General features: G+C 33.2%; 21 protein-coding genes and 1 pseudogene. 5 read left to right on the top strand and 17 right to left on the bottom strand.

Going from position 1 to position 19,927, the window contains the following annotated elements; translation table 11 throughout:
* Positions 1–64 precede the first annotated feature (64 nt).
* The 4 genes from IDG66_RS02595 (at position 65) to phnE (IDG66_RS02580) (ending at position 3,622) form a co-directional block, all read left to right on the top strand.
* Positions 65–1,021, top strand: a complete 957-nt coding sequence (locus IDG66_RS02595; RefSeq protein ID WP_000713597.1) for a phosphate/phosphite/phosphonate ABC transporter substrate-binding protein — start codon at positions 65–67, stop codon at positions 1,019–1,021.
* A gap of 213 nt (positions 1,022–1,234) precedes the next feature.
* The gene (gene phnC / locus IDG66_RS02590; protein WP_000078092.1) at positions 1,235–2,008 is read left to right on the top strand and encodes a phosphonate ABC transporter ATP-binding protein; all 774 of its coding nucleotides are present in this window, start codon (positions 1,235–1,237) and stop codon (positions 2,006–2,008) included.
* A gap of 1 nt (position 2,009) precedes the next feature.
* Positions 2,010–2,810 (top strand): phosphonate ABC transporter, permease protein PhnE, encoded by an 801-nt coding sequence (phnE, locus tag IDG66_RS02585; RefSeq protein ID WP_001127863.1) that lies wholly within the window; start codon positions 2,010–2,012, stop codon positions 2,808–2,810.
* Complete coding sequence (gene phnE, locus IDG66_RS02580; RefSeq protein ID WP_000191089.1) at positions 2,807–3,622, top strand: phosphonate ABC transporter, permease protein PhnE; 816 nt, start codon at positions 2,807–2,809, stop codon at positions 3,620–3,622. Before phnE (IDG66_RS02585) ends, phnE (IDG66_RS02580) begins: the two co-directional genes overlap by 4 nt.
* 130 nt (positions 3,623–3,752) lie before the next feature.
* Here phnE (IDG66_RS02580) and deoB read toward each other — a convergent pair whose 3' ends face one another.
* The 4 genes from deoB to deoD form a co-directional block, all read right to left on the bottom strand.
* Positions 3,753–4,931: a phosphopentomutase gene (deoB, locus tag IDG66_RS02575; RefSeq protein WP_000197806.1), complete on the bottom strand. Its 1,179-nt coding sequence runs from the start codon at positions 4,929–4,931 to the stop codon at positions 3,753–3,755.
* Between the two features lie 27 nt (positions 4,932–4,958).
* Positions 4,959–5,621 (bottom strand): deoxyribose-phosphate aldolase, encoded by a 663-nt coding sequence (gene deoC, locus IDG66_RS02570; RefSeq protein ID WP_000667279.1) that lies wholly within the window; start codon positions 5,619–5,621, stop codon positions 4,959–4,961.
* 80 nt (positions 5,622–5,701) lie between these two features.
* Positions 5,702–7,054 carry a tetracycline efflux MFS transporter Tet(38) gene (tet(38), locus tag IDG66_RS02565; protein ID WP_001100294.1) on the bottom strand — a complete coding sequence of 451 codons (1,353 nt, stop codon included), beginning with the start codon at positions 7,052–7,054 and terminating at the stop codon, positions 5,702–5,704.
* Between the two features lie 6 nt (positions 7,055–7,060).
* Complete coding sequence (gene deoD, locus IDG66_RS02560; protein ID WP_000843294.1) at positions 7,061–7,768, bottom strand: purine-nucleoside phosphorylase; 708 nt, start codon at positions 7,766–7,768, stop codon at positions 7,061–7,063.
* 235 nt (positions 7,769–8,003) lie between these two features.
* On the opposite strand from deoD, the gene IDG66_RS02555 reads away from it, so the two are divergent.
* Positions 8,004–8,759 carry a GntR family transcriptional regulator gene (locus IDG66_RS02555; RefSeq protein ID WP_001789411.1) on the top strand — a complete coding sequence of 252 codons (756 nt, stop codon included), beginning with the start codon at positions 8,004–8,006 and terminating at the stop codon, positions 8,757–8,759.
* Between the two features lie 190 nt (positions 8,760–8,949).
* On the opposite strand, the gene IDG66_RS14120 is transcribed toward IDG66_RS02555, so the two are convergent.
* From IDG66_RS14120 to sbnI, 13 genes and pseudogenes are all read right to left on the bottom strand, one after another.
* Positions 8,950–9,087 carry an LPXTG cell wall anchor domain-containing protein gene (locus tag IDG66_RS14120; protein ID WP_223181133.1) on the bottom strand — a complete coding sequence of 46 codons (138 nt, stop codon included), beginning with the start codon at positions 9,085–9,087 and terminating at the stop codon, positions 8,950–8,952.
* Positions 9,074–9,675 (bottom strand): annotated as a pseudogene (locus tag IDG66_RS02550) (hypothetical protein). Before IDG66_RS02550 ends, IDG66_RS14120 begins: the two are co-directional and overlap by 14 nt.
* A gap of 367 nt (positions 9,676–10,042) precedes the next feature.
* Positions 10,043–10,642: a superoxide dismutase gene (locus IDG66_RS02545; RefSeq protein ID WP_000874681.1), complete on the bottom strand. Its 600-nt coding sequence runs from the start codon at positions 10,640–10,642 to the stop codon at positions 10,043–10,045.
* Between the two features lie 267 nt (positions 10,643–10,909).
* On the bottom strand, positions 10,910–12,340 hold the full coding sequence (locus IDG66_RS02540; RefSeq protein ID WP_000834091.1) for an oligosaccharide flippase family protein: 1,431 nt from the start codon (positions 12,338–12,340) through the stop codon (positions 10,910–10,912).
* The gene (locus IDG66_RS02535; RefSeq protein WP_000431229.1) at positions 12,330–13,568 is read right to left on the bottom strand and encodes an O-antigen ligase family protein; all 1,239 of its coding nucleotides are present in this window, start codon (positions 13,566–13,568) and stop codon (positions 12,330–12,332) included. The genes IDG66_RS02540 and IDG66_RS02535 overlap by 11 nt, the downstream gene beginning before the upstream one ends.
* Positions 13,549–14,715, bottom strand: a complete 1,167-nt coding sequence (locus IDG66_RS02530) for a glycosyltransferase family 4 protein (RefSeq protein WP_000692489.1) — start codon at positions 14,713–14,715, stop codon at positions 13,549–13,551. The genes IDG66_RS02535 and IDG66_RS02530 overlap by 20 nt, the downstream gene beginning before the upstream one ends.
* Before the next feature lie 209 nt (positions 14,716–14,924).
* Positions 14,925–15,617: a sugar transferase gene (locus tag IDG66_RS02525; protein WP_000736084.1), complete on the bottom strand. Its 693-nt coding sequence runs from the start codon at positions 15,615–15,617 to the stop codon at positions 14,925–14,927.
* Positions 15,580–16,560 carry an NAD-dependent epimerase/dehydratase family protein gene (locus IDG66_RS02520; protein ID WP_001793242.1) on the bottom strand — a complete coding sequence of 327 codons (981 nt, stop codon included), beginning with the start codon at positions 16,558–16,560 and terminating at the stop codon, positions 15,580–15,582. The genes IDG66_RS02525 and IDG66_RS02520 overlap by 38 nt, the downstream gene beginning before the upstream one ends.
* 69 nt (positions 16,561–16,629) lie before the next feature.
* Positions 16,630–16,752, bottom strand: a complete 123-nt coding sequence (locus tag IDG66_RS02515) for a hypothetical protein (protein WP_001789407.1) — start codon at positions 16,750–16,752, stop codon at positions 16,630–16,632.
* Positions 16,753–16,895: 143 nt separating this feature from the next.
* Positions 16,896–17,672, bottom strand: coding sequence for a (S)-acetoin forming diacetyl reductase (locus tag IDG66_RS02510; RefSeq protein WP_000183771.1), 777 nt, complete (start codon positions 17,670–17,672; stop codon positions 16,896–16,898).
* Between the two features lie 211 nt (positions 17,673–17,883).
* Positions 17,884–18,510, bottom strand: a complete 627-nt coding sequence (locus IDG66_RS02505) for an MFS transporter (protein WP_000414635.1) — start codon at positions 18,508–18,510, stop codon at positions 17,884–17,886.
* Positions 18,511–18,559: 49 nt separating this feature from the next.
* On the bottom strand, positions 18,560–18,967 hold the full coding sequence (locus IDG66_RS02500; protein WP_000094898.1) for a hypothetical protein: 408 nt from the start codon (positions 18,965–18,967) through the stop codon (positions 18,560–18,562).
* Between the two features lie 195 nt (positions 18,968–19,162).
* The gene (gene sbnI, locus IDG66_RS02495) at positions 19,163–19,927 is read right to left on the bottom strand and encodes a bifunctional transcriptional regulator/O-phospho-L-serine synthase SbnI (RefSeq protein ID WP_001015549.1); all 765 of its coding nucleotides are present in this window, start codon (positions 19,925–19,927) and stop codon (positions 19,163–19,165) included.

Genomic DNA, 19,927 nt, shown 5'->3' with positions numbered 1-19,927 from the left:
CTATAAGTGTAATTTCATTGCATACATATTACACGATTAAGAATGTGAAGGGGACAGTTATCAAATGAAAAAATTTAAGTGTTTATTTGTATTAATGTTAGCAGTCATTGTTTTTGCAGCAGCATGTGGAAATTCAAGTTCTTTAGATAATCAAAAGAACGCTAGTAATGATTCGGATTCTAAATCAGGAGGATACAAACCTAAAGAATTAACAGTACAATTTGTACCTTCGCAAAATGCTGGAACATTAGAGGCTAAAGCAAAACCATTAGAAAAATTACTATCTAAAGAATTAGGGATTCCAGTTAAAGTGTCTGTATCAACTAACTACAATACAATTGTTGAAGCTATGAAGTCTAAAAAAGTTGATGTTGGTTTCTTACCACCAACGGCATACACATTAGCACATGATCAAAAAGCAGCTGATTTATTATTACAAGCACAACGTTTCGGTGTAAAAGAAGATGGTTCAGCAAGTAAAGAACTTGTAGATAGTTATAAGTCAGAAATTCTTGTTAAAAAAGACTCAAAAATTAAAAGCTTGAAAGATTTAAAAGGTAAGAAAATTGCCTTACAAGATGTAACATCAACTGCTGGATATACATTCCCACTTGCGATGTTAAAAAACGAAGCAGGTATTAATGCAACTAAAGATATGAAAATTGTGAATGTTAAAGGTCATGACCAAGCAGTTATCTCATTATTAAATGGAGATGTAGATGCTGCGGCTGTATTTAACGATGCACGTAATACTGTGAAAAAAGACCAACCAAATGTATTTAAAGACACACGAATTTTAAAATTAACACAAGCTATTCCGAATGACACAATTTCTGTAAGACCAGATATGGATAAAGATTTCCAAGAAAAATTGAAAAAAGCTTTTATAGACATTGCTAAATCAAAAGAAGGTCACAAAATTATTAGCGAAGTTTATTCACATGAAGGATACACAGAAACGAAAGATTCAAATTTCGACATTGTAAGAGAGTACGAAAAATTAGTTAAAGATATGAAATAATCATTATTTAACAAATGAATCATTAGCGAATTTGGTATTAAAAGCTTTCGTTCAATAGATATATTCTAGATTAATATTGAAAAGCTAGGCGCTAAACTGAAACAGATATAGAAAGGTGTCGCTGTACATTTGAAACCATTTGTACACAGAAACCCAATGTCTATGATATTTCAGTTTACCTTGGCTTTTCTTTATTAAAGAAAGGTGTCAAACATGAGTCAAATCGAATTTAAAAACGTCAGTAAAGTCTATCCTAACGGTCATGTAGGCTTGAAAAATATTAACTTAAATATTGAAAAAGGTGAATTTGCAGTCATTGTCGGACTATCTGGTGCTGGGAAATCCACGTTATTAAGATCTGTAAATCGTTTGCATGATATCACGTCAGGTGAAATTTTCATCCAAGGTAAATCAATCACTAAAGCCCATGGTAAAGCACTATTAGAAATGCGCCGAAATATAGGTATGATTTTCCAACATTTTAATTTAGTTAAACGGTCAAGTGTATTACGAAATGTACTAAGTGGACGTGTAGGTTATCACCCTACTTGGAAAATGGTATTAGGTTTATTCCCAAAAGAAGACAAAATTAAAGCAATGGATGCACTAGAACGGGTCAACATCTTAGATAAATATAATCAACGCTCTGATGAATTATCAGGAGGTCAACAACAACGTATATCTATTGCACGTGCACTATGCCAAGAATCTGAAATTATTCTTGCAGATGAGCCAGTTGCTTCATTAGACCCATTAACTACGAAACAGGTTATGGATGATTTAAGAAAAATCAACCAAGAATTAGGCATCACAATTTTAATTAACTTACATTTTGTTGACTTAGCAAAAGAATATGGCACACGCATCATTGGTTTACGTGATGGTGAGGTTGTCTATGATGGTCCTGCATCTGAAGCAACAGATGACGTATTTAGTGAAATATATGGACGTACAATTAAAGAAGATGAAAAGCTAGGAGTGAACTAACATGCCTTTAGAAACACCTACAAAGTATGACTCCCTTTTAAAGAAAAAGGTTTCTTTAAAAACGAGTTTTACCTTCATGTTAATCATTGTGCTTATCATTTGGAGCTTCATTTATACGGGGTTTAATTTTGGAGATTTAATGATAGGAATACCTCAAATAGGTGATCTATTCAAACAAATGATTCCACCTGATTTCGAGTATTTACAACAAATTACAACGCCAATGTTAGATACTATTCGAATGGCTATCGTAAGTACAGTATTAGGTAGCATCGTTTCAATACCAATTGCGTTATTATGTGCTAGCAATATCGTTCATCAAAAGTGGATTTCAATACCCTCGCGTTTTATTTTAAATATAGTTCGTACTATACCGGATTTGCTATTAGCAGCAATCTTTGTGGCTGTATTTGGAATCGGTCAAATTCCAGGGATATTAGCACTGTTTATTTTAACTATCTGTATTATTGGAAAATTATTATATGAATCATTGGAAACGATAGATCCAGGTCCAATGGAAGCAATGACGGCTGTTGGCGCTAATAAAATAAAATGGATTGTTTTCGGTGTTGTACCACAAGCCATATCGTCATTTATGTCATACGTATTATATGCATTTGAAGTAAATATACGTGCTTCAGCTGTGCTTGGATTAGTCGGCGCTGGCGGTATTGGATTGTTTTATGATCAAACACTTGGTTTATTTCAATATCCAAAAACAGCAACGATTATTTTATTTACTTTAGTTATTGTCGTCGTCATTGATTACATCAGTACGAAAGTGAGGGCACATCTCGCATGACACAGGAAATAGCAAAATATAATGTTCACACAAAAGCACACAAACGAAAATTGATTAAAAGATGGCTTATTGCAATTGTTGTCTTAGCTATTATCATCTGGGCATTTGCAGGTGTACCAAGTTTAGAACTTAAAAGTAAATCATTAGAAATCTTAAAATCCATATTCAGCGGATTATTCCATCCTGACATCAGCTATATCTATATACCAGATGGCGAAGACTTATTACGTGGTTTACTTGAAACCTTTGCGATAGCCGTTGTAGGTACTTTCATCGCCGCAATTATCTGTATTCCATTAGCATTTCTAGGTGCAAATAATATGGTAAAGTTACGCCCGGTTTCAGGTGTTAGCAAATTTATTTTAAGTGTTATACGTGTCTTCCCAGAAATTGTAATGGCACTTATATTTATCAAAGCTGTTGGCCCAGGTTCATTTTCAGGTGTATTAGCTTTAGGTATCCATTCTGTAGGTATGCTTGGGAAACTTTTAGCTGAAGATATTGAAGGTCTAGATTTCAGTGCTATAGAATCATTAAAGGCCAGTGGTGCGAATAAGATTAAAACACTCGTATTTGCAGTCATACCACAAATTATGCCTGCCTTTCTATCTCTCATACTTTATCGCTTTGAACTAAACTTACGTTCAGCTTCTATACTGGGGCTAATTGGGGCTGGTGGTATCGGGACACCACTCATATTTGCCATTCAAACACGTTCTTGGGACCGTGTAGGTATTATATTAATCGGTTTAGTACTAATGGTCGCAATTGTAGATTTAATTTCCGGTTCAATCCGAAAACGTATTGTTTAACATTAAATCAGGATACTCCTAAATAAGAGGTCCTACCGTCTTACGTTTCTCTATTATAATAAAAACAGCAGTGAAGAAAACTATTGTTATAGTTAACTTCACTGCTGTTTTTATTATATCTAAATTTATTCTATTTCAATTCCTTTAAATAACTTTTACCGAACTCTGGTAATGTTACGTTGAAATTATCTGCTATAGTTGCACCGATAGAACTGAATGTAGTATCACTTTCTAGTGCATGACCACCTTTAAATTTCGGACTGTACATAATTACTGGGATATATTCTCTCGTATGGTCCGTACCTGGCGCTGTCGGGTCATTACCATGGTCTGCTGTAATAATTACTAAATCGTCTTCTTTTAAGTTGCTAAACAGTTCTGGCAAGCGATCATCGAAATCTTTAATTGCTTGTGCATAACCTGGTTTATCACGACGATGACCGTATAATGCATCAAAGTCTACTAAGTTTAAGAAGCTAATACCTGTGAAATCTTTCTTAACAATTTTCATCAATTGATCCATACCGTCCATGTTACTCTTCGTACGAACCGCTTCTGTTACACCTTCACCATCATAAATGTCATTAATTTTACCGATGGCAATAACATCATAACCACCGTCTTTCAAATGATCTAAGACAGTTTTACCAAAAGGTTTTAACGCATAGTCATGTCGATTAGATGTACGTGTAAAGTTTCCTGGTTCACCAACATATGGACGTGCGATAATACGACCAATTAAATATTTAGGGTCTTTTGTCAACTCACGAACCTTTTCACAAATATCATATAACTCTTCTAATGGGATAATGTCTTCATGTGCAGCAATTTGCAATACTGGGTCTGCACTTGTATAAACAATTAAGTCACCAGTTTTCATTTGGTGCTCGCCCCACTCATCGATAATTTGCGTACCCGATGCCGGTTTGTTAGCAACAACTTTACGACCTGTCATTTCTTCAATTTGTTGAATTAACTCTTCAGGGAATCCATTAGGGTATACTTTAAAAGGTTGCATAATATTTAAACCCATAATTTCCCAGTGACCAGTCATTGTATCTTTACCAACTGAAGCTTCACTCAATTTAGTATAGTATGCTTCTGGTTGTTCAACTGCATTTACTACTGGTAATTTATCGATGTTCCCTAGACCTAACTTTTCAAGGTTTGGTAAAGTTTGATCGAAACCTTCTAAGGTATGTCTTAAAGTATGTGAACCTTCATCTTTAAAATCAGCTGCGTCTGGCGCTTCACCAATACCTACTGAATCCATTACGATTAAATGTACACGATTAAATGGTCTTGTCATAGCTATCACTCCCAAAATTTATATATATTAGTAATCTGAATCTGCTTCTAAACCTTGCATAATTTGAACACCTGCGCTCGCACCAATACGTGTCGCACCTGCTTCAACCATTTTATTGAAATCTTCTAAATTACGTACGCCACCTGATGCTTTTACTTCTACATCAGCACCTACTGTATCTTTCATTAATTTAACGTCTTCTGCAGTCGCACCGCCACCTGCAAAACCTGTTGAAGTTTTAACGAAGTCCGCACCAGCCGCTTTTGTTAATTCACTCGCTTTTACAATTTCGTCATGGTCCAACAATACCGTCTCAATAATCACTTTTACTGTGTGACCTTTCGCAACTTTAACCACTGCTTCAATGTCTTGTTGTACATCATCAAAACGTCCATCTTTTAATGCGCCGATGTTGATGACCATGTCAATTTCATCTGCACCATTTTGAATTGCATCTTCTGTTTCAAATGCTTTCGTTGCAGTTGTCGACGCACCTAATGGGAATCCTATTACCGTACAAACGAGCACCTCTGAATCAGCTAGTCGCTCTGCTGCATATTTAACATGTGTTGGATTCACACATACAGATTTAAAATTGTATGCTTTCGCTTCATCGATGATTTGATCGATTTGCGTACGTGTTGACTCAGGCTTCAATAAAGTGTGATCTATATATTTCTCAAATTTCATACTTACTACTCCTCGTGTTATATAATCTCTTTATTTAATTTTACTATAAATACGAATATATCTCGCGAATTTATATCTATTTATTTTTCAGATTGTGTCCAACGATTTAAGCTGACGAATAAAACTAATCCGACAATACTCATTAAACCTAAAATAATTAAAATAATACCGAAATGTGAACTTAATGCATCATTGCCTGGGAAATTTAATGCTTTAAAATCGATTAGAGCCGCAGCAATCGCAATACCTACAGATACCGCCACATTAATAATTAAATTATAAAAACCAATAGCCACACCTGTCATATTAAGATCTATTGTTTTAATGGCTTCGTTAAGTAAAGGTGCATACATTAAAGCAAAGCTACCTGCAAAGAATATCATAGAAATGACGAAGATTGAAATGTGATTACCTACTGCAAATGCAGGTAAAATCAAGCTCAGTGCGATTAAAATAATTGCTGTGATAATCGCTTGTTTTGAATTCAGATATTCGCCGATTTTACCACTTAGTGCACCAACGATGACTGCTACTATATAACCCGGTACTAATAACAGTGATGTTGTGTCTAGTTGCAGATGATAAATTTGCTCCATTATGAATGGGAACGTAAAAATATAACCCAATTGGATAGCATACATTACAAATACTATAAATAAAAATGAAGCATAACGTTTATTTTGGAAAAATGATTTATTTACTAATGGACGTTGCGCATTTTTAATATATAGCGCAAAAACGATAATCGCAATTAAGGCACCAATCATATATAACCAATTAAAGTTCGTAATAAACAGCATGACTGTTGTAGCAATAGTTGCCACTAGAATTAAGCCAACAAAATCTAAATGAGCTTTATTCGTATTATTTTCTTTTGGTAATAATTTAAATAGGAATGGCAACGTAAATACTACGATTAATGCAATTAAAAACATATTTGTCCAGTGTAAATACGTAGAAATAAATCCACCTGATAATGTACCGATAACTAATGACAAGGAATAACTGCTCGTACTTAAGCCAAGGTAAGTCTTCTGGTCCTCTTTAGAAAGATACTTTGCAACATATATCACATATAATGTCTCTGCAGCGGCTAAACCGGCAGTTTGAATAATACGTCCAACTAAAAGTAATGCGAATTGATGTTGGAAAATGTAACCAATAATTGATCCGATAATGATTAATATCACGCCATAAATAAATAGTGTGCGTATACTAATGGCATCAGATAATGAAGCGTATACTACAGCGCCAATACCAATTACTAAACCGGCTAATGTCGCTTGCCAACTTACTGTCGTTACAGAAATGTTTAAGTCATCAGCAATGGCTACAGAAATCAATTTAAATGAGTTGTCTATAACCAAACTGAATACAAATAAGAATAATAAAATAGGTACTGCTTTCTTTATTTTAGAATATTCAACATTCATAATTATCTAAACCAATGACAGTGCAATTTCAATCATATCTGTAAATGCACGTTCCCTTTCCTCAGGTGTTGTTGACGTTTCATGAATTAAATGATCGCTCACTGTGAACACACCTAATGCTTCGACACCAGCGTAAATTGCATTCATGTATAATGCAGCTGATTCCATTTCTACACCTAAAATACCCATACGCATCCAACGTTCACTCGCTGTTGTATCCGCGTTATAGAAAATATCACTTGATAACACATTACCTACATGATGACGTACACCTTTGTCACGTGCTGTTCCAACTGCTTTTTCTAATAATTGATAAGAAGCAATTGGCGCAAAATGACCTGGTAATTGATATTGTTGAACGTAATTTGAATCAGTAGAGGCACCTTGTGCAATAATCACATCATATAAATCAATGTTTTCTTGCATCGCGCCACAAGAACCAACGCGAATTAATTTTTTACAACCAAATGTATGAATTAATTCATAAGAGTAAATGCCAATAGATGGCATACCCATACCTGAACCCATGACAGAAACTTTTTTACCTTTATATGTTCCGGTAAAACCAAACATGTTTCGCACTGTATTGAACTGTTCCACATCATCCAAATAAGTTTCTGCAATGAACTTAGCTCTTAACGGATCTCCTGGCAATAGAACCGTTTCTGCAATTTCGACGTCATTCATTGGTTTAATGTGTGGTGTTGATTTCATAAAATATTCCTCCCAATATTTGTATAGTGATTTGTCTATTTGTCTAACCATGTATATAATAATATTTTTTAAAAGCGCTTTCAAGCATTACATTTTGACAATATTAAGAACATTTTACAGTTACAGCTACTAACCTTGTATAAAACTAATTTTCAAAGCCTATCTATATTTAATTTTTATAATTTTTCCAATTCGAGTAAAAATTATTGTATGATGAGAGTGATTAAGTAACTTTATGGAGGTTGTCTACGTGACGCAAACACAACCAAAATTTTTAACGATTTATAATACGTTATATAAAGAAATTCAAATAGGAAAATATCCGAGTGGCCATGCATTACCTACTGAAAAGGAACTTTGTGCGCGCTTTGATGTCAGTCGTATGACTTTGCGCCAAGCTATAAAATTGTTAGCCGAAGATGGCATCGTAGAGAGTACAAGAGGGAAGGGACACTTTGTTATTCCACAAACAAATGCCCAACACGCTTCAAGTATGGATCAATTTAAGCATCCACTTGATCAAATATTGCTAGCTCGCGTATCTATGTCATCAATTAATTATCGTGTTGATTTAGAAAGTGAATATACAAATCATTTGTTTGCAAACCATCCTTCTGCCGTCATTGCAATGGAACGCTATTATCAAAAAAAGGACAATCATTCTAAGCAAGCTGATGCATTTTGCTTTACCTTTATACCGTTAAATGTCATTGACACATTTAAAGTGAATACACAAAACGAAGACGACATGAAGACATTCGTTGAGCAAACGATTTATAGCAATGCATATCAATCAGATTTAAAAATGTCTATTACCAAAGCGCCCCACTTCAAAAATCATAGTCACGTGTTTGATGGTGATACACATTGTTGGCTGATTATTGAAACATTGTACGCACAAACACCTTATCCAATTATGATTAATAAGTGGTATATTCCACAGGAAATCTCTGAATTAACACTGACACGTATAAGACAATCGGATTATTAAAATTATTAAAATATAAGAAATTTTTTGATGACTATTTAGGGAGTTGGTAAGAAATGGAAAAGCTTGTTACAAGCGCAATTTCATTCAGTCAACTACTGCCAATATAACATTAGCGAGCCTAGGACATTGATTTATGTCCTAGGCTCGCTCAGATAATCACACGATTTTTCTATTATTAATCGTATTATGTTTATTTATTTGTTGAACGTCGTCTAAATGCTAAGAATAACCCAGATACTAATAGTAGTGCGGCAATACTTGCAGTAAGAATACTTGATGTCATACTTTCACCAGCAGCTGGTAAAACTTTTTTGTTACTTTGGTTCATTTGATGATTTGATGAATGCATATTTGCTTTTGGACTCATCATTTGATGGTTTGATGATTGCATATGACCTTGTTGCATGTGTGGCTGTTGGTTCATGTGTGTGTTCTGATTCATATGGCCTTGTTGACTCATATGACCTGTTTTATTTTGCACCATTTCACTACCACCATGATTAATACCATTTGCATCTACATTCGTTTGATAAAAATTGCCATCTTTTGTTAAAGGTAACGCATGGCCATTCATATCTCTAACAGCATGTGGTTTAAATACCCCTACATTAGTTGTAATTATCACATTGTATTTATCAGCAATATTTTGCGTCGCATCATACAATTTCATATTATAGTCTTGCATATTACTGCCAGCGCTTAATTGGGATAAAGCTTTCTCTAATTCAGTATATTGTGCTTGCGTCATTCCTTGTGGTACTACTCCGCCATAAGGACGATGATTTTGTACATTTTGGCTTTGTTTATTCGACACATTCATTGAAGTTGTGTCGGCATGCGCATTTTGAAAAGGCATACTTGAGAATACTAAAGTGCTTGTTACAATTAAAGAACCTACTGTTGCTAATTTTTTCATTGTCTTGTCCCCTTATATTACAATTTGATTACATTTACATTATCATACGATTACAAAAGAAATGCAACAAAATTTTTGAATCATTACATTTTTTTATAAAAATTTCACTTTAGATTCACAATAATTACTTATTTTGTCAATTTATTTAATGTCAATATGTTGATTAATTAATAGTATTGTCTGATGTGTATAACATTTAGGTCATCATTATAGTCAACAATAATAAGGTATTTCGAGTTGAAATTTATCTTATTATTTTGCCACTTTTACGTGCTATCCCATTACACAAAAACAAATAAGTAAAGATATTAAGTACAAAAAAGTGGAACACCTTGTAGATGCTCCACCTCAATTATATTAAGTTATATTATTTTGCTGCTTGGTATAATTCATCAACTTTTTTCCAGTTAACAATATTCCAAAATGCAGTCATATAGTCTGGACGTTTATTTTGATATTTCAGATAGTAGGCATGCTCCCAAACATCAAATAGTAAGATTGGTGTTTTGCCTTCTGTTAATGGATTATCTTGGTTTGGCGTTGTCACAATTTCTAATTTGCCATCATTAACAACTAACCAAGTCCAACCTGATCCAAATAATGTTGTTGCTTTATTTGCAAATTCATTTTTAAATTCATCTAAAGTGCCCCACTGCGCTTTGATGTCATCTATTACGCCACCTTTTTCTTCAGAATTAGGTGATAGTATTTCCCAGAATAATGAATGGTTAAAATGACCACCGCCATTATTACGGACTGACATCCTCATCGCTTCCGGTACCTTGTCTAAGTTAGCAATCATATCCGCTAATGATTGATGCTCTAACTCTGTTCCTTCAACTGTTGCGTTTAATTTCGTCACGTACGTATTGTGATGTTTGTCGTGATGAAACTCCATTGTTCTTTGATCTATATATGGTTCCAATGCATCATATGCATATGGTAAATTTGGTAATTTAAATGCCATAAGTATATTCCTCCTTTTATGAATATACTTTTATAATAATTAATTTCGGGTGTGTTTTGCAATAATTATTATTTATTTGTTATATCCAATTATATAAAATTTAAATATTCGAAATTGATATAATATTTAATATTGAATGCAAAAAGGCATTTAACTGCTTTTGTTTCCCGCTTTTAAAGAGAATTAAAAAAGACAACTTCCATTTTTCAATAAGAAATTGCCTTTTCTTCTTAATCTTAAATTTCTAAAGTATAGCGTTACCGATACTTAAATTGTTTTATGTCGAAGAAGCCTCAATATTTGCCATACGTATTGATTTTTCATAGTCATCATTAATAAAAGATAAACTACTATACCAATCGCAATTAATAGCAGCGTAGCGTACATTGTAGGGGGCAAATAATGATTGACCACACCAAGCACAATAAACATCATAACGGCAGCAATGACACATTGAATCGTACTTACAATATTCAACTTCACATTGATTTTAGTAATATCAACAAATCGCCAAATAAGTAAGATAAACTCTGTAATTAAACGTGCAATAGCCGCACCGTAAATTCCATAAAAATATATCAAAACAAGACATAATACTAAATTCATTACCGCACCAATAGTAATTGACGCATTATATAACCTTATTTTATTCACTATTAATAAATATTGCCTGCTTATCAACATATTTAAAGGAATGATTAATACAAGTATCGCTAAAATGGTCATCAATGGGACAGTTGATGCGAATTCCTCACCAAAGAACCATAAATAAAATGATGGCATAATTGCAATTAAACCAAAGACCATAGGTATTGTTAATATCAATTGAATATTCATATTATTAGATAACGTTTTAGTTAAACTATGTGATTGCTGGATAGACATTTTGGTAATACGCGGAATCATTACAAGATCAAATGTATTAATCATTATGATTGCGACCGTTAAAATATTAAATGCGTTAGAAAAGATACCAACTTGTTGGTATGTGCCTACTAAACCAAGAACAACGCAAGAAATACTAGTATATAAGTTGAGCTGTCCATTTGGTAATAAGTATGCTAATGACGAACGAAACAATTGCCAGACGTGTATCCAATTAACCGAAACAAAGCTAATGTATCGTTTTAAATAGATAAACAAAGGTAATTGGTTTAATACCGTCACAATAGCAATAGTAAATACATACAATGATAAATCTGATTGATCTTTGACAAAGATAACAACTACACTTAATACAATACCAGACGCAACAATATTACTGAGGCTAGGAATTTTAAACTTTTCAGTTCCAGCATAAAACCATGAAATATCGAGTGCTGCACCTATAATATAGATTCCTTGTAGTAGGAAAATAAGATAGTAATCATCAATAAATATAGTAATTACGACCATATACATCGCAAAAACTGTTAACGCTAAAAATAATTTACTGACAAAGATATCCCAAAACTGCTGTGACAATTGCCGTTTGTCGTTAACGGACTTCGCGATAACTCTATTAAAATATAACTGAACGCCAACACTTGCAATCATCAAAAAGTATTGCACGATATTGAAAGAAAATGAAACAATACCCACACCACTGGGACCAAATGCACGTGAAATAATGGGTATTGTAATCAGTGGTGTCATCGTTCTAATCAATTGGTATAGCCCTTGATAAATAATATTTTCTTTTAGTGAATCACTCTTCATTACGATCCCTTTCCATCTTTTCATATTGAACAATAAAGACGATAATTCCTAAAATAAAAGCGACATATCTTGAGTTATTAAATGATACTGTTAAAAAGTAAATCAGCATCGTCAACATTACAACAATTGCTGTTACATTTTTCCCAGAAATGTTAAATCTAAATAATTCAAACAGTAAATAAAGCATAAATATGATAAATAACGCACCGAATAAAATGCCCCATTCCACAAAAATTTGCAAATATGTATTATGGGCAACAAGTAAAATACCATTAATTTGCGAGCCAATATGTACATAATCCACTAAGCCAACACCAAAACCTAATGTATATTTAATTACTGAAATGGCATTTATCCATACAACACTTCGCTCAGATCCACTATCATTTAATGATGCAAACCCCTCTTCAAAAATAGACGCCATTCGATCTAATGACGGTAAGGCATCAAGGTCGCTTAATTGGAATAAATAGTAGTTGATATTATAAAAAGTAAAACAAAGTAATATCAGCATAATCACTAACATACTCACAACACTTACCGCATTTCTGCTAAATAACTTTTTAATAAAGAAATAAATGGCTAAGACGATTAATATGATAAACGCAGTCTTAGACCCCGTTGTAGTTAAAGACCATAGTAAAATACCACATGCAAGGACCTTGAATATGTAATTATGAATATACTTGTAAGCAAGTACCAATGTAATAATCTGTGTCATCGCGAAATAGTTAGGGTCATTCATTAATCCTTTTGAACGTATTTCATCAAAATATAACAATTTCATTAGTAAAGGGGACTTGTTCAAACCAGCTATAATACAAAATAGACCTATAGTCACACTGCTTATAATATAAGAGGTAACGATCACTTTTTTGCTATTACCTAACTTAAAGATGATCATCCCTAAATAGAAATAAATGACTACAAATGCATATTTAACTGTAGATGCAAGAACTTCCTTAACCGTAATAAATATCAAATCATCAAAAAATAGCAAACAAAGCGTAATAATCATACGATATGTATACAAAATAATGAAAAACTGTAAAAAATGATTTGCCTTTAATAAATGGTTAGCGAAAAACAGTAAATAAACTAATATTAGTAATGTGATAAAGTCAGCTATAGAAACATTCACACCGGCAATAACCGAAGATTGCTGAATAAAAACCGCTAAACCGATAAGTAACAATGTTAGTAATTTACTATTGTGTTGATTTTCCATTATAAACGTCTTCCACTTCTTTAATCATTTTCTCCTCAGTAAAACATTCTAAATAACGTTTTCTAGATTGATTACTCATTTTGATGTAATCACTGTCTATTAAATATTTTTCCAAGACTTTGGCAATAGTTTCTGGTTGATTGTTCATCATACATATACCATTATCAGCTACTAATTCTGAAATACCGCCAACATGACTGGCTATAACAGGCAAACCTGTAGCCATAGCTTCTATAATGCTAATTGGCAAACCTTCATGCTTACTTATTAAAATAAACGTATCGTATTGTGATAATAAATGACTCGCATTAATGACATTGCCCAAAAATGTGACATCATTTTCTAACCCAGCTTGTGCAACTTGTTGCTGACAATCATTTAATGTAGGTCCATCGCCTATAAATGTAAAATGCGCATGATTACTGTTATGTAATTTCAATATCTCTATTGCCGCGATTAGATTTTGTGGCAATTTTGGATAAGCAAATCTTGCAATCATAACAAATTGATGCTTTGTCGGGGCATTAATCTGTAAATCTTGTTTATTAGGCAACATTCCAACTACTTTGCCAATATTGTTATGTGATTGGCTTTTTAGCGTTTGCTTAACAGCGGGAACATCTGCAATACCATTATGTATTGTGGTTAATTTCAATCGATTAAATCGATATTTTAACGCTAACTGTTTATCGAAATCTGAAACACAAATAATGCTATCTGTAATAAGTGACATTAATTTTTCGATAACTAAATATAGAAATTTTTTAGCTGGTTTAACACCCTCTGTAAAAGCCCATCCATGTGCAGTAAAAACTATACGTGTGTCTTTCGATTTCGAAATGAACTTCGCAATTCGTCCGACCGTTCCAGCTTTGGAAGAATGTAAATGGATAACATCAGGTTTAATTTTCGAGAATAACTGCGCTAACACTTTGACAGCTAAAATATCTTGTTTAAAGTCAATTGGACCTACTAAATGTTCGATAATAATTACATTAACTCTTGCATCTAGTTGTTCAATCATTGGTCCATGATTGCCTACAATGACATAAACATCATGGTGTACGCAAAAATGGTTGGCAAGTTGAATGAGATGTGTTTGTGCACCACCATTGTCTGCTTTAGTAATACAATATATAATTTTCAACTGTTACAAACCCCTTTAATGCTATACTTTCAATTTCTTAACATGGCTATCTCATCAGATGAATAGTATTTATAGCCATGCAAATCAATGATGGCACATATTTCTTAATGCCATTTGATACTGTCTCAAGGGATTCCTCGTTATACTGTAACAATTGGTCACAATCTTTAAAATATAACTTTTATTTGAACTTATTAAGTAAATTAAGACTACCTTGAGCCTTCCCCTGTAATAACAACCATCAATGTTCTAATTGATATATATAGTTCCATCATTAAACTACCTTTATGTATATATTTCATGTCATATTTCAGTTTTTGTTGCGGTGTTAAGTCATATCCACCTTGAATTTGCGCAAGTCCTGTTAACCCTGGTGTAACAAGACATCTTTGCTCGAAACCTATCACTTCTGAACTAAATAATTCTACAAATTCCGGACGTTCCGGGCGTGGTCCAATAAAACTCATTTCCCCTTTAACAACATTAATTAGTTGTGGTAATTCATCAATGCGTGTTTTACGAATAAACTTCCCGACATTTGTTATACGATCATCATCTTTATCAGCCCATTGCGCACCGTTTTTCTCTGCGTTTTTGCACATCGAACGTAATTTGTATATTTTAATTAATTTACCCATCTTCCCAACTCTAACCTGACTATAAATAGGGTTTCCTGGCGAATCTATGACGATAGCAATGGCGAATATAACCATAATCGGTAAAGTTAAAAATAATAAAACAATGCTTAAAATTAAGTCAATCGCACGTTTAATTGGGTAATAGCTTTTTCTCACTTCTTCTAGTTTGTCTAATTTTCTTTGATAGGCATAACCCTTATTATTATGGACAGCTTCAATGTCATTTTCACGACATTTCCACTTCTTTAGCTGTAACTTCTTCAATATTATCTACCTCAAAATTAAAGTAATCCTTTAAACCTGTTTCTACTGTATATTTAGGAACAAATCCTAATGCCTTTAAGTTAGAAATATCTGCATAAGAATGCTTAATATCTCCTTTTCGTGCTTCTTTAAATTCATGCTCGACTGATTTTCCATATAATTCACCAATAATACGATAAACCTCTAATAAATTAGTAAAAGTGCCTGTACCAATGTTATAACCGTGTCCAATTGCATCTTTGTGTTCCATAATTAAGCGTACAGATTGAACAACATCATATACATATACAAAATCTCTAGTTTGCAGTCCGTCACCAAAAAATGTAAATGGCTTGTTATGCTCAAATGAATCGAACATCTTTGAAATCACACCTGAATATTGTGACTTAGGATCCTGTCTTGGCCCAAATACATTAAAAAATTTAACAACCGCTGTTGGTATGTTATATAACGAACAATAATTTAATGTCGTCCGTTCGCCGTAATATTTATCTATTGCATATGGTGATAATGGTAAGATTAATGATTGATCACTTTTAGGCAAATCAGGAAGATCACCATAAACAGCTGCTGACGAAGCAAAGATAAAACGTTTTATATGACTATTATATTTTTTAATGATTTCTAACAATCTTAATGTTGCTACGACGTTTATTTCTTGAGATAAGATAGGTTTCTCAACCGACTCAGCAACACTAACTAATGCTGCTAAATGAATAACATAATCAAATTGATATGTCTTCATGATTTGTTCAACTGCATCATATTCACGAATATCTAATTCAAACACATGATCGTCAGCCAAACTTTTAATATTTTCTCGTTTACCTGTTCTATAGTTATCTAGAACATAAACATCATAATCTTGTTGTAAATCATCTACTAAATGCGACCCAATAAAACCAGCCCCACCAGTTATCAAAACTCTTTCCAAATCTTCCACCTCATTTATACATTAAAAATATATCATAAAAACATAAAGTATTGTAAGCTTTTTATCGATATTTTTTATTTATAAAAATAAAATGAGATAACTTTGTGAATTTTTATTGAGATAAATTAGATAGTGGTGTTTTTGTGATGTTTTATAATATCTTGGGTGTGTTAATACTAGTAATGCTTTCAACTGATGCATTAGACAGTGACATCATAACTCATTTAAGAACTTCGCTTATTAATTTTCTACCAATACACTCCCTTCTAAGTGCACTAAAAAATCCTTACTGCTAAGTGATTAAACTTAACAATAAGGATTTATTTATCGCTAATGCATGATTATTAACGGAATCTCATACCACCATCTACAATAATTGTTTGTCCAGTAATGTAATCAGAGTCTTTACCAGCTAAGAAGCTCACTACATTTGAAACATCTTCTGGTTGAGAAACTCTGCCCAAAGCAATCTGACTTGTAAATTGTTCCCAACCCCATGCTTCAGGTTTACCTGCTTCTTCGGCTGTTGCCACTGCGATACTTTCCATCATTGGTGTCTGAACGATACCAGGTGCGAATGCATTCACAGTAATACCTTCAGACGCTAAATCTTGTGCGGCTACTTGTGTTAAACCTCGCACTGCGAATTTTGTACTGCAATATAAAGACAAGCCTGGGTTACCCTCAACGCCTGCTTGAGATGTTGCATTGATAATTTTACCGCCATGATTGAATTTTTTAAATTGTTCATGTGCGGCTTGAATACCCCATAGCACACCTGCAACGTTCACGCCATATACTGTTTTAAACTGTTCTTCAGTAATTGTATCGATTGGTGTTGTTGGTCCAAGGCCGGCATTGTTAACCATGACATGGAAATCGCCAAATTGAGCTGCAGTTTGTCTTACTGCATTAAATACATCATCACGGTTTGATACATCTGCTTTGATAGCAATAGCTTTTGTACCATCACTTGATAACTTAAGTGCAGCTGCTTTTGCCCCTTCTTCATTGAAATCAACAACTGCTACTTTGAAACCATCTTCCACTAAACGTTCTGCAATTTTAAAACCAATCCCTTGTGCTCCGCCAGTTACTAACGCTACTTTGTTGTTTGTCATAAAGATCACTCCTCAAATTACTTTCCTTTAATTACATTTTACTCCTCTTCATTTGAATAGTACAACAAAGGTAGCTCCATTTAACAAAATATTCAGATATTTAAGGTATAGTTAAACGCACTACCATTAGTGATTGGCAATGTGTTTAAATGTCGTTTTAAAAGTTCTTATGTTGAATATTATTTTTTTAAGTCTCTCGATTAGTTTGTCATCAATCTTTTTTCGAGACATGGTCTTTTGATTCAATCGGCGGTTGCGTGTTATCACTGTCAACTTTAGTTGTAGCTTCATCTTTATGTATTTCTTCGTTTAATCCTTCTAGGTTTTTAGTCGTGGGATTTTTAAACTCAGGATGTTCCATCATGTCTTGACTATCAAGTTCCTTTTTACACGTGTCTTTATGTGATGCTTGATTTGCGTTCCCTTTACTTTTTTGAATAGTGGTAGTATCTGCTGTAGATACTAATTTTTTTCTACCTAAAATAGATATGGCTGAAACAAACCAGAGTATTGCAGATACAAAGTTGCATAATACTAAAGCGATAATAGCCAATACAATTAATATGACACCTTTTGAAATCCTTTCTTTAAATAAGTCAGATGCCAATACGATGACAGGTACGATTGAAAGTATAATTACAAATATAGAAATTATTGCCGATATAACTATTGTTACTATTGAATAATCAGCTGTGCTACCTGATAATAAATAGAAAAGGCCGAAAATTAGTCCATAGCAAATTACAAACCCACATAAAGTTATAGCCATGAGTACTATATAAGCTATTTGAAAATATAAACCTATCTTTATGAATGATTTTTCTACATTTTTTTCCATGTCTATTCCCCATTTATTTAATATTTATACTCCGCCTTAAATATTCTCTTTATTCTTTAGTGATTTTATCTTTAGATTCAAATTGATTCTCTGTACTTTCAATATCAACTTTTTCATTTTCGTCTGTCGATTCATCTTTTGAGTATTTATTCCAAATCAGCAAAATACCACCAATCAGCCATAAAATTGACGAAAAGAAATTATATAAACACAGTGCAATAATAGCATAAACAATAAAAAGTGCACCTCCGATTACAGAGTAACTTTCCATATAAATCGCAGTAAAGATGGTTGGTAAAACAGTGAAAAGAGCCAATATTAATCCTAATAAAAAAATTGTTTCGTAATCAGATCCTCCAGCAATATTAATAGATATCATCCTAACAAAAACGACACTAAAATATATTTGAGCTACGATGCCTATCCAAATTGCTATTTTTCCTATAATTGAGCTCATACTCATTCCCCATTTATTTAAAATTTATACTTTACCTTAATATACCTTATTTTATTTAATTTTTATATGCAAAATACAAAAATGGAGAACTTCAATATTTATAAAATATCAAAAGTTCTCCACACTATATTGTTTTATTATATTTTCGCTATCAATACGCTAAATCATCATATTTCCCTCAACATCACAGTAAAACTATTGCTCCACCAAGTATACTTTTTCAGTATAGCATCTCATATTGGCAAACTTATCTGCTAAAAACTGCTTCCAATTGCGCAGTTGTTCAACATCATCATCTTGTTTAAGTAATGCCAGTGGTACTTGAAGATTAAGACATCGTCCTGAAATATTAAAGCGTGTCACACCTGCTGGCACAGTTTCCCCTTTATGAACAACCGCTTCAATTTCCTTATAACTCAATGGCTGATACTTCATGAGTACATCTTGTTGAGAAAGACAAGGATATGTACCTTGTGCAATTCTCTCTACAGAACAACAACCACTATAACTTGCGACAACCTTTTCCCATACTTGAAAATGTGCTTCGCCTAAATCTTTCGTATACAAATATTGTTCTGTATCACCATGACACATCGTAATAAATGGCGCTTCTTGTCTTGTCTCAGTAGTCCATGGCAAGCGATGTTCTTGTTGTAACGTTTCCCACCACACACCAAATGGAACTTTATGTTGCCACGTACTAATTGAATATTGTGTTTCATGGATTTCTTGCACTGGAACTTTCTTACATCCTAACGCTTTCAAACTTGTATACCGATGCACACCATCTATAACCATATATCTACCATGTTGCATCGCTGTCACTAAAATAGGATGACGTATAAAATCATCTGCTTCAATACTACTTTTCGTCTTTTCCAATCTTAAAGGTTCGAATGTTTCGTGAAGATCAATCTTATCTACTGGTACCAATTTTAAATGTTCATGAATATGATTCAA

This window comes from Staphylococcus sp. EG-SA-18 (genome assembly GCF_017151825.1).
In the GTDB taxonomy this organism is placed as follows: domain Bacteria; phylum Bacillota; class Bacilli; order Staphylococcales; family Staphylococcaceae; genus Staphylococcus; species Staphylococcus aureus.
The sequence above is the reverse complement of the archived record's forward strand: the minus strand, read 5'-3'. Positions and strand labels throughout refer to the sequence as shown.

Coding starts and splice junctions, on each gene's coding strand:
- IDG66_RS02595 (WP_000713597.1), top strand. CDS start 65: ATGAAAAAATTTAAGTGTTTATTTGTATTAATGTTAGCAGTCATTGTT.
- phnC (WP_000078092.1), top strand. CDS start 1,235: ATGAGTCAAATCGAATTTAAAAACGTCAGTAAAGTCTATCCTAACGGT.
- phnE (WP_001127863.1), top strand. CDS start 2,010: ATGCCTTTAGAAACACCTACAAAGTATGACTCCCTTTTAAAGAAAAAG.
- phnE (WP_000191089.1), top strand. CDS start 2,807: ATGACACAGGAAATAGCAAAATATAATGTTCACACAAAAGCACACAAA.
- deoB (WP_000197806.1), bottom strand. CDS start 4,931: ATGACAAGACCATTTAATCGTGTACATTTAATCGTAATGGATTCAGTA.
- deoC (WP_000667279.1), bottom strand. CDS start 5,621: ATGAAATTTGAGAAATATATAGATCACACTTTATTGAAGCCTGAGTCA.
- deoD (WP_000843294.1), bottom strand. CDS start 7,768: ATGAAATCAACACCACACATTAAACCAATGAATGACGTCGAAATTGCA.
- IDG66_RS02555 (WP_001789411.1), top strand. CDS start 8,004: ATGGAGGTTGTCTACGTGACGCAAACACAACCAAAATTTTTAACGATT.
- IDG66_RS14120 (WP_223181133.1), bottom strand. CDS start 9,087: ATGAACCAAAGTAACAAAAAAGTTTTACCAGCTGCTGGTGAAAGTATG.
- IDG66_RS02545 (WP_000874681.1), bottom strand. CDS start 10,642: ATGGCATTTAAATTACCAAATTTACCATATGCATATGATGCATTGGAA.
- IDG66_RS02540 (WP_000834091.1), bottom strand. CDS start 12,340: ATGAAGAGTGATTCACTAAAAGAAAATATTATTTATCAAGGGCTATAC.
- IDG66_RS02535 (WP_000431229.1), bottom strand. CDS start 13,568: ATGGAAAATCAACACAATAGTAAATTACTAACATTGTTACTTATCGGT.
- IDG66_RS02515 (WP_001789407.1), bottom strand. CDS start 16,752: ATGCATCAGTTGAAAGCATTACTAGTATTAACACACCCAAGATATTAT.
- IDG66_RS02510 (WP_000183771.1), bottom strand. CDS start 17,672: ATGACAAACAACAAAGTAGCGTTAGTAACTGGCGGAGCACAAGGGATT.
- IDG66_RS02505 (WP_000414635.1), bottom strand. CDS start 18,510: ATGGAAAAAAATGTAGAAAAATCATTCATAAAGATAGGTTTATATTTT.
- IDG66_RS02500 (WP_000094898.1), bottom strand. CDS start 18,967: ATGAGCTCAATTATAGGAAAAATAGCAATTTGGATAGGCATCGTAGCT.